This is a genomic window from Hyphomicrobium sp. B1, from assembly GCF_049532635.1.
GTDB lineage: Bacteria > Pseudomonadota > Alphaproteobacteria > Rhizobiales > Hyphomicrobiaceae > Hyphomicrobium_B.
Genome location: NZ_CP134871.1, coordinates 1,104,652 through 1,117,201, shown reverse-complemented (window position 1 = coordinate 1,117,201; position 12,550 = coordinate 1,104,652). Strand labels below are relative to the sequence as shown.

Annotated in this window: 11 protein-coding genes; 5 read left to right on the top strand and 6 right to left on the bottom strand. The window is 59.9% G+C overall.

Annotated features, from left to right (window positions below):
• Nucleotides 1-1,017, bottom strand: a complete 1,017-nt coding sequence (locus tag RLW55_RS05455) for an MBL fold metallo-hydrolase (protein WP_423415808.1) — start codon at nt 1,015-1,017, stop codon at nt 1-3.
• Nucleotides 1,018-1,074: 57 nt separating this feature from the next.
• Here RLW55_RS05455 and RLW55_RS05450 point away from each other — a divergent pair, with 57 nt between their 5' ends.
• From RLW55_RS05450 to RLW55_RS05435, 4 genes are all read left to right on the top strand, one after another.
• Entirely contained in the window at nt 1,075-1,875 is an 801-nt protein-coding gene (locus tag RLW55_RS05450) for a helix-turn-helix transcriptional regulator (RefSeq protein ID WP_423415807.1), read from the top strand.
• 80 nt (nt 1,876-1,955) lie between these two features.
• On the top strand, nt 1,956-3,167 hold the full coding sequence (locus RLW55_RS05445; RefSeq protein ID WP_423415806.1) for an aminotransferase class I/II-fold pyridoxal phosphate-dependent enzyme: 1,212 nt from the start codon (nt 1,956-1,958) through the stop codon (nt 3,165-3,167).
• 17 nt (nt 3,168-3,184) lie between these two features.
• Nucleotides 3,185-5,905 carry a DNA translocase FtsK gene (locus RLW55_RS05440; protein ID WP_423415805.1) on the top strand — a complete coding sequence of 907 codons (2,721 nt, stop codon included), beginning with the start codon at nt 3,185-3,187 and terminating at the stop codon, nt 5,903-5,905.
• 230 nt (nt 5,906-6,135) lie between these two features.
• A complete protein-coding gene (locus RLW55_RS05435) occupies nt 6,136-6,879 on the top strand; it encodes a LolA family protein (RefSeq protein WP_423415804.1) in 744 nt (247 codons plus the stop codon).
• A gap of 355 nt (nt 6,880-7,234) precedes the next feature.
• Here the strand turns inward: RLW55_RS05435 and RLW55_RS05430 are convergent, their stop codons facing one another.
• Entirely contained in the window at nt 7,235-7,759 is a 525-nt protein-coding gene (locus RLW55_RS05430) for a cyclic nucleotide-binding domain-containing protein (protein WP_409561548.1), read from the bottom strand.
• 238 nt (nt 7,760-7,997) lie between these two features.
• Nucleotides 7,998-8,684 carry a response regulator transcription factor gene (locus RLW55_RS05425; protein WP_013950209.1) on the bottom strand — a complete coding sequence of 229 codons (687 nt, stop codon included), beginning with the start codon at nt 8,682-8,684 and terminating at the stop codon, nt 7,998-8,000.
• A gap of 121 nt (nt 8,685-8,805) precedes the next feature.
• Between RLW55_RS05425 and RLW55_RS05420 the strand changes: the two genes are divergently transcribed.
• Nucleotides 8,806-9,345, top strand: coding sequence for a L,D-transpeptidase family protein (locus RLW55_RS05420; RefSeq protein WP_409561549.1), 540 nt, complete (start codon nt 8,806-8,808; stop codon nt 9,343-9,345).
• Nucleotides 9,346-9,464: 119 nt separating this feature from the next.
• Here RLW55_RS05420 and RLW55_RS05415 read toward each other — a convergent pair whose 3' ends face one another.
• The 3 genes from RLW55_RS05415 to tesB all read right to left on the bottom strand — a co-directional run bounded on the left by RLW55_RS05415 (nt 9,465) and on the right by tesB (nt 12,443).
• Nucleotides 9,465-10,943: an ammonium transporter gene (locus RLW55_RS05415; protein ID WP_414464301.1), complete on the bottom strand. Its 1,479-nt coding sequence runs from the start codon at nt 10,941-10,943 to the stop codon at nt 9,465-9,467.
• A gap of 48 nt (nt 10,944-10,991) precedes the next feature.
• Complete coding sequence (locus RLW55_RS05410; protein ID WP_013950212.1) at nt 10,992-11,330, bottom strand: P-II family nitrogen regulator; 339 nt, start codon at nt 11,328-11,330, stop codon at nt 10,992-10,994.
• Between the two features lie 219 nt (nt 11,331-11,549).
• The gene (gene tesB, locus RLW55_RS05405; protein WP_423415803.1) at nt 11,550-12,443 is read right to left on the bottom strand and encodes an acyl-CoA thioesterase II; all 894 of its coding nucleotides are present in this window, start codon (nt 12,441-12,443) and stop codon (nt 11,550-11,552) included.
• Between the last annotated feature and the right edge of the window lie 107 nt (nt 12,444-12,550).

Below are 12,550 nucleotides of genomic sequence, written 5' to 3'. Positions count from 1 at the left end.
TCAGAGATTGAGCTGGTAGGAATGCGCCAGCCAACGATAGCTGCCGGGTCCATTGCGCTCGACATAACCGATTGACGGAAACGGCATGTGGTAGCCGATGACCGGGATACGGTCTGTGGCCGCCATGTCATAGATGCGACGGCGGGTTTCGACGCCTTTTTGCTTATCGATATCGAAAACGCAATACCATTCCGGGTGCGCGAGCGAGGCAACCTGGTGGTGGGCGCAGTCGCCCCAATACAATAGAGATTTGCCTTGGCTCTCGATCAAGAACGCCAGGTGCCCCGGAGTGTGACCGTAAGCTTCGACGGCGCGGATGCCGGTCACCACATCGTCGCCTGGTTTGACGAATTTGAACTTCTCGACCACCGGCGATGTATTGGCGCGGAAGACGCTTGCGAGCTTTTCAAGATCGCCCGTGAATTTGCCTTCGGGCGACCAGAAATCGTGTTCGATGCCACCGATGACATACTGTGCGTTGGGAAAGAGCGGCTTTGCATTTTCGATCATGCCGCCGACGTGATCGGGATGACCGTGGCTTAAAAGGACGATGTCGATGTCTTCGGGCTTGAAGCCTGCGGGGCCGAGCTGGGCCGCAAGCCAGCCACCGTTGGGACGCGGAATGAAACCGTTCGATCCGTTGCCAGTATCGAGCAGGATCAGCTTATCACCGGTGTTGATGATCGTCGGCGTGAAGCCCGGCTGGTATTTCTGCTCCGGCAAAAGGTTGTCGCGCATCAGCGCCCGAACATCGGCTTCGCGGGCATTTTGCCCGACGATAGGGAACGGACCATCAATGAAAGCTTCTGAATCCGAGATCGTGGTAATCTCGAAAGAGCCGAGCTTGAAGCGGTAGAATTTCGGCTGCCAAGGTCCAAGGGCTTGGGCTGACGCGGTCGCGTTTGATGTAAAGGCCAGGGACAGAGTGGGTGTGAGAGCGACGCCGATGCCTGTGGTCAAAAGCTTTCGGCGGTCCACGGCGAGAGCTTCGATATCGGGCGAGAGGGCTTTGCGCATTTCGATGTCCTTGCCAAGTATCTGATCTGAAGCCGAGGTTAGTCGAGGCACGGAGCTATGCGATTGTATGAATCTGCTGGCATCGAGGGCAGGTCCCTGAAGCCGCTGTGGCACGTCGGTTCGGGCCGCATGCTTTTCGCCGGCTGTCTGCATAAGAATGCACTTCACAGCCACAGCGCACCGGTGATGCTCGCGGGTCTTTACGATGATTTTCGCTTGAGACTTGCGGGCGGTTCGTGGTTCGCGTGTCGTGCGGCCGTTATACCCGCCGGGACGGCTTACGAGTTCGATGCCGAAGGCCGACCGATCGCGGTGATCTACATTGAGCCGAGCGAGGCGTCCGCTGAAGGTCTTGCAGCGCTCGTCGGAGAGACACGCGAGGAACGGGGTGTGCTGATCGGAATGCGCGCTGACCTTTCGCAGGTTCGGTCGCTTTACGAAGATCCTTCCAGCTTGGCTTGGACCGACGAAGCGATGAATGATCTTCTCGGATTTTCCAAGTCTAGGGCGCGAAGAACCATCGACGCGCGCGTGCGCCGGGCACTTGAAGCGGTTGCTGACAACGCGGGCGGTGTCGTGACGGGCGGATCGGTGCCGCGGGTCGATTGGGCTGCGCATGCTGCGGGGCTTTCGACGTCGCGATTTCAGCACCTGTTCAAACAGGAGGCTGGCGTTTCTTATCGTCGTTATGCGGCGTGGGCGAGAATGCGCGTGGCGGTGTCCGAAGTCGTCAAGGGAAGCAATTTTACGACCGCCGCCCAAGCGTCGGGTTTTTACGATCAACCGCACTTCGCCCGCGAGTTTCGCCGGATTTTTGGCGCACCTGCCGGCCGGAGTCTCGCGGGCGTTCGACACTGACAGACCAGTATTGGGCTTCCCACATCGTGGCCGACATGCGATAGCGGCGAGCAAGCGCAAGATCGATGTTCAATCCTCAGATGAGTCACCCGCTTTCCTCCCTCACGTCCGGTGCGATTTCGTCGCCCTTCAGTCAGCTTCGCAAGCTGCTGGCGGGGATTGCGCCGGGGCATGAGAAACCCATCGAATTGACAATCGGGGAGCCGCGCGAGGCGATGCCGGATTTCATTCAGGCAAAGCTCGATGAGGCGACGGCGCTCTACGGCAAGTATCCGCCGATCCGCGGCGCCGAGGAGGCGCGCAAGGCGATCTCGGAATGGCTGGCGAAACGTTACGTCCTGCCGGGCGGCGTCGATCCCGAGCGCGATGTGTTGATGCTCAGCGGCTCGCGCGAAGGGCTATTCTTTGCGTGCCTGCCGGCGGTGGGCCGGAAGGACGTGCAGGGTCGGCCTGCGATCCTGATGTGCAACCCGTATTATTCGGCCTACGTCGCGGGGGCGATCGCGGTTGGCGCGGAGCCGGTCTATCTCAACGCCACGAAGGCGACAGGCTTCCTGCCGGATCTCGATGCAATTGCGCGCGATGAGGCGCTGTTGAAGCGGACGGTTGCGCTCTTTATCAATTCACCGTCGAACCCGCAGGGCACGGTCGCCGATCGCAGCTACATCCTGAAGGCGCTGGAACTGGCGCGCGCCCACAACTTCATGCTGTTCCTCGACGAGTGCTATTCGGAAATCTACACAGAGACCGCGCCGCTCGGCGGTTTGGAGGTCGCGGCGGCGACGCCGGAGCGGTTCCGCAATCTCGTCGTTTTCAACTCGCTGTCGAAGCGTTCGAACCTGCCGGGGTTGAGGTCCGGGTTCTGTGCGGGCGACCCGGAATTCATCGAAGCCTACGGCGAAGTGCGCAACATGTGCGCGCCGACAGTGCCCTTGCCACTGCAACATGCATCCGCCGCGATCTGGCGCGACGAAGCGCACGTTGAGCGTTCGCGGAAGGCGTATTGTGAAAAATTTCTCATTGCTGACAATGTGTTAGGTGGCCGATACGGCTACCAGCGGCCGGCTGGCGGGTTCTGTCTCTGGCTCGATATGAGTCAGTTTGGCGGCGGCGCTCAAGCGGCGGTAACCTTATGGCAACGCGCAGGCGTCAAGGTTATTCCCGGTAGCTTTCTGGCTCAGACGGGACGAGACGGAACCAATCCCGGCGCAGACTACGTTCGCGTCGCGATGGTGCAGGACTCCAAGACGATCCAGGAAGCGCTCGAACGCACGATTTCCGTGCTGCGTTAAAGAGTACGTTCGCCGAGATGTCGCTGGATACGCGAGGAATCGATCCTCAGCGGCTGTTGCCGCAGTCAGTCGAGGACCGTTTGTTGAGTTGGCTGGGCCGTTTTGGCGGGTTGATCCTGCTCGGCCTGACGCTGCTCATCTGGACGAGTCTCGTTTCGTGGTCAGCGCTTGATCCGAGCCTGACGCATACAACGACGGCGGCTGCGCAGAACTATGCGGGCCGCGTCGGCGCAATTGTTTCAGATCTTCTGTTCCAGATGCTCGGCTTCGGTGCGGTGCTGGCGCTGATCGCGCCGGTCGTCTGGGGCATCGAGATGCTCCGTTCCGAGCGTGTGAAGGACGGACGCGTCAAGCTTGGTTTTTATCCGCTGTCCATCGTGGCTCTGACCGGCGCGATCTCGGCGCTGCCGGTTTTGGGGGGCTGGCCGCTGCGTCACGGCTACGGCGGCCTGGTGGGCGATGGCGTCTATCAATTAGCGTTGAAGCTGTTCGCGATGCTCAACGAAGAACGCGCGCCGGTTGCTGCCGGTGTCGTGCTGCTGGCAGCGGCTGCACATACCTGCGGCAAGGCTATCGGCTTCGAAGTCGAGACTGTCACCAAGTCGCTCCTGCGCTCGCTCGGTTCGGGCCTTCGTTATGCGTCGAGCAAGAAACGGCTCGACGATGTGGCGGCTGTCAGCTCGACGCTGGCGGGTGGTGCGGAGCGCGTGCGCAAAGGTTGGTTCCGGCGCGCTCCTGCTGCAGCTGTAACGGATACGCACTCCTATCGCTCGCTCGATGCCTTTGCGGGCGACGCGACGCCGACGCTCGATCTTAATCCGGAGCGTCTCGCAAGGCAGCGTCCGGCAGATGTCGCGCGGCCTTCGGAGTTGCTAACGGAATTGCACGATCGTGAGGATCGTCGTGGCGTCCAAGGCTTCGATGACCACGATGACAATGACTATCTCGATGATGAGTTCACCCATGCCCGCGAATTCGCAGATCGCGGATTGGCGTTCGACGATACGACGGAAGATTCGAGTCGGGCGATCGCGCAACGCTTTGCGCCGGTTTCGGCAACTGCCGCATTGGCGCGTGGTGAATCTGTGGTCGAAGAGGTTTTAGATCCTTCTATCCCGCCGCCTCCGCCGCTGCCGAAGGTCTTGGCCAAGGCACAAGCCAAGGCGCAGGCTTCAAAGCCCGCGGTCACCAATGCGCTGTTGTCGGGCATTGCGCGGACGCGCGCCAATCCGATTTGGAAGCGGCCGTCGCTCAACATGCTCAAGCGTCCGAGCGCGCAGAAGCCGCGTCCCGAGCTGTCGCAGACGGTCATGCGCGGCAACGCGCGATTGCTCGAAGACGTGCTGGCCGATTTCGGCGTCAAGGGCGAGGTCAAGGATATCCGGCCAGGTCCGGTGGTGACGCTGTACGAATTGGAGCCTGCGCGCGGCACGAAGTCATCGCGCGTTATCGGGCTCGCGGAAGACATCGCGCGCTCGATGAGCGTTGCAAGCGTGCGTGCGGCTGTGGTTCCGGGGCGCAATGCCATCGGCCTCGAATTGCCGAATGCCCGGCGCGAAACGGTGCTGTTGCGCGAAATTCTCGAAGCCGACGCGTTCAAATCGGAAGCCAGTGGATTACCGCTTGGTCTGGGCAAGTCGATCGGCGGCGATCCGGTCGTCGCGGATCTGGCGCGCATGCCGCATCTCCTCGTCGCTGGTACGACCGGCTCCGGCAAGTCAGTCGGCATCAACGCGATGGTGCTGTCGCTGCTCTACCGGCATTCTCCAGAAGATTGCCGCATGCTGATGATCGACCCCAAGATGCTGGAGCTGTCGGTCTACAACGACATTCCGCATCTTTTGACGCCCGTGATTACGGACCCGCATAAGGCTGTTTCCGCGCTCAACTGGGCCGTGCGCGAAATGGAAGAACGCTACAAGCGCATGGCCGCGCTTTCCGTTCGCAACATCGACGTCTTCAATAATCGCGTGCGCAATGCCAAGAAGCGCGGCGAGATGCTGTCGCGCACGGTGCAGACCGGCTTCGACAAGACCGGCGCCGCACGCTTTGAAACGCAGCAGATGGATCTTGAGCCGTTGCCGCGTATCGTGATCATCGTCGATGAATTCGCGGACCTGATGATCGTTGCGGGCCGCGAGGTCGAAGCTTCGGTGCAACGTCTGGCGCAGATGGCGCGTGCGGCCGGCATTCATCTGATCATGGCGACGCAGCGTCCGTCGGTCGACATCATCACCGGCACGATCAAGGCGAACTTCCCGACCCGGATCTCGTTCAAGGTTACGTCGAAGATCGACAGCCGCACGATCCTGAATGAGCAGGGCGCCGAACAATTGCTCGGTCAGGGCGACATGCTCTATTCGACAGGCGCCGGCCAGCTTGTGCGTGTGCATGGCGCGTTCGTGTCGGATGAAGAAGTTGTGGCGTTTGCCGATGCGCTCCGGCAGGAGGGCGCGCCGAAATATGTCGACGGTATTACGGAGACGCCGCCGCCGTCGGACGTCGCGACCGGGATTCGCGAGGCGAGCGATGACGACCTTTATGATCGCGCCGTCGCTATCGTGCTTCGGGATGGAAAGGCTTCTACGAGCTATATCCAGCGTCGCCTGTCGATCGGCTACAACCGCGCCGCCGATCTCATCGAACGCATGGAGCGTGAAGGATTGATCTCAACGGCGAACTCGGTCGGCAAGCGCGAAATTCTGATGTCGCGCGGCGGTAGCGCCGACGCCGCCTGATTGTGTATTTCGACGGTCTCAGGCCAGCACGAACAACAGCGAAACCGAGGCTAACAACTGAGGATAACTCGGGGGCGCGCTACTGCGCTTGCTTGCCTCGGATGTTCGATTGGTTCTACCCAAAATAGGGCTGTAACGCCTCTCGCCTAGTTCTGGACGCAATCTTTGTTGAAACGATACTCTGCGTACAGGGCCCCGACTCGGGGCATCGGGGCTGTGGGGGGCCACGAATGGGACAAATCATGAGGCATTTTCTGCGTGGAGCAGCCGTCGCGACGGCGTTTACGGTCGCGTTTTCTGGCGTTGCCACGGCGCAAGATCCGGACGGTCCGACGAATACGATCGTCAATCCGCCGGCGACCAAGCCTGCGGTCAATGGTTGGTCCAGCGAAGTCGCACCGAACACCGATCAAGGTATTACGCTCGACGCGCGCCAGACGAAGATCGTCGACGATGTCAGCGCGTATTTCGAATCTTTGCAGGATCTCAAAGGCACGTTCGTTCAGACGGATGCCGACAGCAAAAAGATGAAGGGCAAGTTCTTCGTCAAGCGTCCCGGCCGCTTCCGTTTCGACTACGCCTTGCCGTCGCGGCAGATCATTGTTTCCGACGGACAGAACCTCGCCATTCAAGACCTCGACCTCAATAACGAGGATCGTGTTTCGCTCGATCAGACGCCGTTCCGGCTGCTTCTGCGCAAGGACGTCAATCTGCTGCGGGATGCGAAAATTCTGGAAGTCCAGCAGTCCGCCGACCTGATCGTGCTCACGCTGGAAGATAAAGACCCCAATTCTCCGGGCCGCATTAAGCTCTTTCTGGCGACCAAACCGGCCATGGAACTGAAAGAGTGGGTGACCACCGACGCCCAGGGTCAGGACACCCGAATCCAGCTTTCGCAGCTCGTCAAAACAGACGACCTAGACGGAAATTTGTTTAAAATTCAATCACTTTGGCCAAAAAGCGCGATGCCATAAGGGGAATTCGCCTGCAAATCAGTGTGTTGCGCTTTTGACGCGATGCAATACCCATCCTGTGGATAAGTTTGGGTATGTCTTCACATTTTCGTGAAGTGCCCGCGCGGGCACTATTGAATTTCTCCAGCTTGCGCTTAACTCTCATGCATGCAGGTGGCGTCACCCTGTATTCGGTAGTGCCCCCCGTCTAGCCGAAGACGCCGCCTCTGGTACCGGCTTCCCTCCCGGTGCCGAGCGCGACAAGCGCATAGCGCCCAGTTCCTCCCCCCGGAACTGGGCGCCCTCGTTTCTGGCCCCCTGAATTCCAGAAGAAGACCACAACACATGTCGTGTGTGGTCTGGCGCTCCGCTTAATTTAGCTAGCTTGAGCCGCGGCGGCCTGATCGGCGCTCTGCGGTTGAAGCAGCGGGGGGATCGTAGCGTCATCTGCGCTGGTATCAATAGCTTTCAAATCATTCGCCAACAGTTTTAGTCGCGATGTGATGCACGCGCTGAAATGTTGCGCGAGTGATGGGTCGTCTTGCATCAGTGCGAGAATTTTTTGGCGCGGAAGACGCAGTGCTTTGACAGGCCCTTGTGCGATGATCGTCGTAACGTGCTCGATCTCGATGAGCATCGCGAGCTCAGCGATAATGGAGCCTTCGGGTACAACCTCGCCGCGCGATTTTTGCGATGGGTCGCCGTTGTCGTCGATGCGCAGGCACGTTCCTGAAATGACGAGGATGGAAGCATCGCTCGGCTGATGCTCGGCTATAAGCGCGTCGCCCGAGCGATAGATGATGCGCTCAGCGCAACGAACGATTTCCGTCAATTGGGACGGCGACAGTCCGCGGAAAAGCGGCTGGGCAAGAAGAGGTTGGACGAGGGCATTGATTGCCATCGTTGCGAACTCCATTGATGCGATACGCACGAATGCACTTATTCGCTTGCGATCTCACCACAACAGAAGCGAACGCAGATTAACTATCCGACTCGATGTCCGTCACGGAACTTATCCAACCCGCGCGCGTGAAAGCTGCTGTGGACGCAGTTGAACAACTTTCACTGTCAGAAGATTCACGTGAAAACTTGGCGATTGGCCTAGCGGCTGTGACCCAGCAATCGATTGTTCCGGCAACTCAGGGCGCGAGTTTGTAGCCGCCGCTCTCCGTGATGAGAAGTTCGGCGTTCGATGGGTCTTTTTCGATTTTCTGCCGCAGACGATAAATGTGCGTTTCGAGCGTGTGGGTGGTGACACCGGCGTTGTAGCCCCAGACCTCGTGCAGCAGAACGTCGCGAGAGACGACCTTGTCGCCGGAGCGATACAGATACTTGAGAATCGATGTCTCTTTCTCGGTGAGACGGATCTTGCTTCCGGCTTCGTCGACCAACAGCTTCGATGCGGGCTTGAAGGTGTAGTTGCCGATCGCGAAGACAGCATCTTCGCTTTGCTCGTGCTGCCGTAGTTGTGCACGGATGCGCGCAAGAAGAACGGCAAACTTGAATGGCTTTAAAACATAATCATTCGCCCCGGCATCGAGACCAAGGATCTGATCGGCGTCGGACGTATTGCCGGTCAGCATGACGATCGGTGTCTTGAAACCCGATTTGCGCAGAAGCTTCACCGCTTCGCGGCCGTCCATATCGGGCAGGCCGACATCGAACACCACCAAGTCGAAGCGGCCGGTTTTTGCGGCTTCCATGCCCTTGGCAGCAGTGCCTGCTTCGGAGACTTCGAATTCATCATGGAGGACGAGCTGATCTTTCAACGACGTACGCAAATCTTCATCGTCGTCGACGAGGAGGACCTTTCGGGCCGTGCTCATGGACGGGGGCTCCGGTTTCTTGCCTTCTTTTGGCGTGGAACTCTAGCATCGTGCGCGTCGGCAACATAGGGTCTCGGGGCAAACAGGCAAGCGGAATGGCGGTTCCTTGAATAAGTGGTCGATGAACCCGGCCCGGACGCCCGTGGCGCAGGTCTACGTCAGGGTTCTATCTCAGGCGGCGCAGCGCGGCCATGTCGCGTTTGGCGCATTGCGTTTTGCTTGCGCGCTCGGCCAATCGGGCATCACGGCCATCAAACGCGAGGGAGATGGTGCAACGCCGCGAGGGCGGTTACCCGTGCGCTGCGTTCTTTATCGGTCCGACGCTGCACGGCCAAGGTCGACTTTCCGGTTGCGCAGAATTCGCTGCAATGACGGCTGGTGCGACAGTCCGCAGGATCGCAACTATAATCGTCCGGTGCGGCTGCCCTATCGCGCAAGCGCTGAACATCTGTGGCGCGCGGACGGGCTGTACGAGGTCGTTGTCGTGCTCGGTTATAACGATGTGCCGCGCGTGCGCAATCGAGGCAGCGCCATTTTCATGCACGTCGCGCGCGGGAATTTCGAGCCGACCGAAGGCTGCATCGCGCTACGTGCGCGCGATCTGCGGCGACTTCTGGCTGTGCTGCCGCGGCGGAGCGTGATCGTCATCGGATTGCGATAAAAAAAGCCCGACAGCACGAGGCGTCGGGCTTAAGTAGAGCACGTCTAGGTGGAGACGCGTGCTCGGGAGATGAAAGGAGATCTCCTGGCCCGCCGATCTCAGGCCAGGAGAAATTCGTCTTAGTAGTGGTAGGCGCTTTCGCCGTGGTCGGTGATGTCGAGGCCTTCGCGTTCTTTCTCTTCCGACGGGCGGAGACCGATGACGATGTCCACCAACTTGAAGAGAATTGCCGAACCGATGCCGCTCCAGAGAAGCGTCATGCCGACGGCCTTCGCCTGGGCGAGCATCTGGGCTGCCATGTCGTAGGTGCCCGCAACCAGTTCGCCCGGCTTCGACGTGTAGTCGGCGATGCCGGCGCCACCCCAATCGGGGTTGACCAGCAGGCCGGTGCCAAGCGCGCCGACGATGCCGCCAACGCAGTGGACACCGAAAACGTCAAGGCTGTCGTCGTAGCCGAGAGCGCTCTTGATCGCCGAGCAGAAGAAGAAGCAGATCGGGCTGACGACGAGGCCAAGCACTATCGAACCCATAACACCGGCAAAGCCGCAGGCCGGGGTAATGGCGACGAGACCGGCAACAACACCCGACGCAAGGCCGAGAGCAGACGGCTTACCTTTGACGATCCATTCGACGATCATCCACGACAGGGCCGCAGCGCAGGTCGCGATGAATGTGTTGATGAAGGGAACGCCAGCGAACTGGTTGATTTCGAGGTTCGAACCGACGTTGAACCCGAACCAGCCGACCCAAAGAAGAGCAGCGCCGATCATGCAGTTGACAAGTGAGTGCGGAGGCATTGCCTCTTTGCCGTAACCGATGCGCGGTCCGAGGATGAGCGCGCCAACAAGGCCAGCGATACCGGCGTTGATGTGAACGACCGTGCCGCCGGCAAAGTCGAGAGCGCCCCACTTGAAGGAGATGCCGGCGTCGGCCATGACAGCGTCATAGGCGGCCTGAGCGGCAGCCTTGCCGTCGCCCGTTGCCGCGGCGAGAGCCTTAGCAGCGCTGGCGAAGGCATCGGGACCACCCCAGTACCAAACCATGTGCGCGATGGGGAAGTAGATGAACGTGGCCCAGAGCGTCATGAACACCAACATCGCCGAGAATTTTAGACGCTCGGCAACAGCACCCAGAATAAGGGCCGGCGTGATGCAAGCGAATGTCATCTGGAAGATTATGTAGGTGTATTCAGGAATGTAGACGCCGTTCGAGAAGGTCGCGGCGAGTGAGTTCGAGTCGACGCCCTTCAGGAAGACTTTCGAGAAGCCGCCGACGAAGTCGTTCAGCGCGCCGCCGTTGGTGAAGGCCATCGAGTAGCCGTAGAGCACCCAGAGGATGCCGACGAGGCAAAGCGTTGCGAACACCTGCATGAACATCGACAGCATGTTTTTCGTGCGGACAAGACCGCCGTAGAACAGTGCGAGGCCCGGCACGGTCATGAGGAGAACGAGGACCGCGGCAATGTACATAAAGGCGGAGTCGCCCTTATTCGGCACCGGCGCGGGCGGCGTTTGTGCCATGGCCGGTCCGGCCATAAGCGCAACCGCGCCGAGGGCCCCCACGACCCCTGCGTATCGCGCTAACTTTCTAAACTCCATGTTGAGTGCTCCCTGATTGACTTATGAAAAGCGGAAATTTTGTGAGCTTTAGAGCGCGTCGTCGTCCGATTCGCCGGTGCGGATGCGAACCGTGTGCTCGATCGGAGACACGAAGATTTTGCCGTCGCCGATCTGTCCCGTCTTTGCCGCGCGCTGGATGGCGGCAAGCGCCTTATCGACCTGTGCTCCCGGAACGACGACTTCGATCTTGATCTTGGGCAAAAAGCTCACGGCGTATTCGGCGCCGCGGTAGATTTCCGTATGGCCCTTCTGACGGCCGTAGCCTTTGACTTCCGTGACAGTCATGCCCTGAAGACCGAGATCGGTCAGCGCAGAGCGAACCTCCTCGAGTTTGAAAGGCTTGATGACCGCAGTTATGAGCTTCATAAGGCCCCCTTTTTTAATTGAACCGGTGCTCGACAAAATAGCCTCCGCCCCCACGCCGGGACGAAGACTTCGCGTGATGGGAGTCAAGACGCGTGCCAATTGACGGACGCGTGCTCAACGCATTGATTAGACAACGGAAAGTTTACGAATGAACGAAATTTATGCGGCACTAGCCTGCAAAATAAGCATGAAAATTGGGCAATTTGAGGTTTTTGCCCGCTATTTGGGCACAAATGCGGTTTCTCTGGGGCGCATCAGGCCTTCCTGAACGGTCGATGCGACCAACCGGCCGTTCCGATCGAAGACGGCGCCCCGGCAATAGGCGCGGGCGGCGGAGGCGCTGGGGCTGTCCTGGGTATAGAGTAGCCAGTCGTCGGCCCGGAAAGGCCTGTGGAACCACATGGCGTGGTCGAGGCTCGCTAACTGGATGTCGGCATCGAACAACAGCTTGCCGTGTGCCACGAGGGCGGTATCGAGCAGCGTGAAGTCCGAAGCGTAGGCCAGAATCGCTTGGTGAATGTAAGGGTTGTCGCCCAACGGGCCATTGGACTTAAGCCAGATGGACTGCCGGGGCGCCCGCGGTTCGCGGCTCATGTAGCGGGATGCATCAACAATACGGACGTCGATGGGGCGTTCGCGCTGCCAGTAGGCCCGCATGCCGTCAGGGATGTCGGTGGCGGCGTCAAAAAGCTCACGGACGCTTGGCAGCGCTTCGGGCGGCGGGACGTCCGGCACTTCGGACTGGTGCTCGTAGCCCGGCTCCGGCTTGTGGAACGAAGCGCTCATCACGAAGATGGTGCGTCCGTGCTGAATGGCGCGGACGCGCCGCGTCGTGAAGCTGCCGCCGTCGCGGACGCGCTCAACGTCGTAAACGATTTCCCGTTCCGGATCGCCCGCCAACAGAAAGTAACCGTGAAGCGAATGGATCGCCCGGCTCTCGTCGACGGTTAACGCCGCAGCAACCACTGCTTGGCCAAGGACAAGGCCGCCATACACGCGTTGCCAGCCTTCGCTGGCGCGATGGCCGCGGAACAGGTTGTCCTCCAATGGCTCCAGGGTCAGAGTTCGAAGGAGCTTTTGGAGGGCCTGATGCGCCTGGGGCGAAGCTGTCATGGCGGACTTTCGGGGTTATAATGGCAGGGTTGCGCGCGCGGCGACGGGGACCTTTTAGGCTGCCCTCGCGTCCGGGCAAAGCAAATCACTACAGCTACGGATGACGG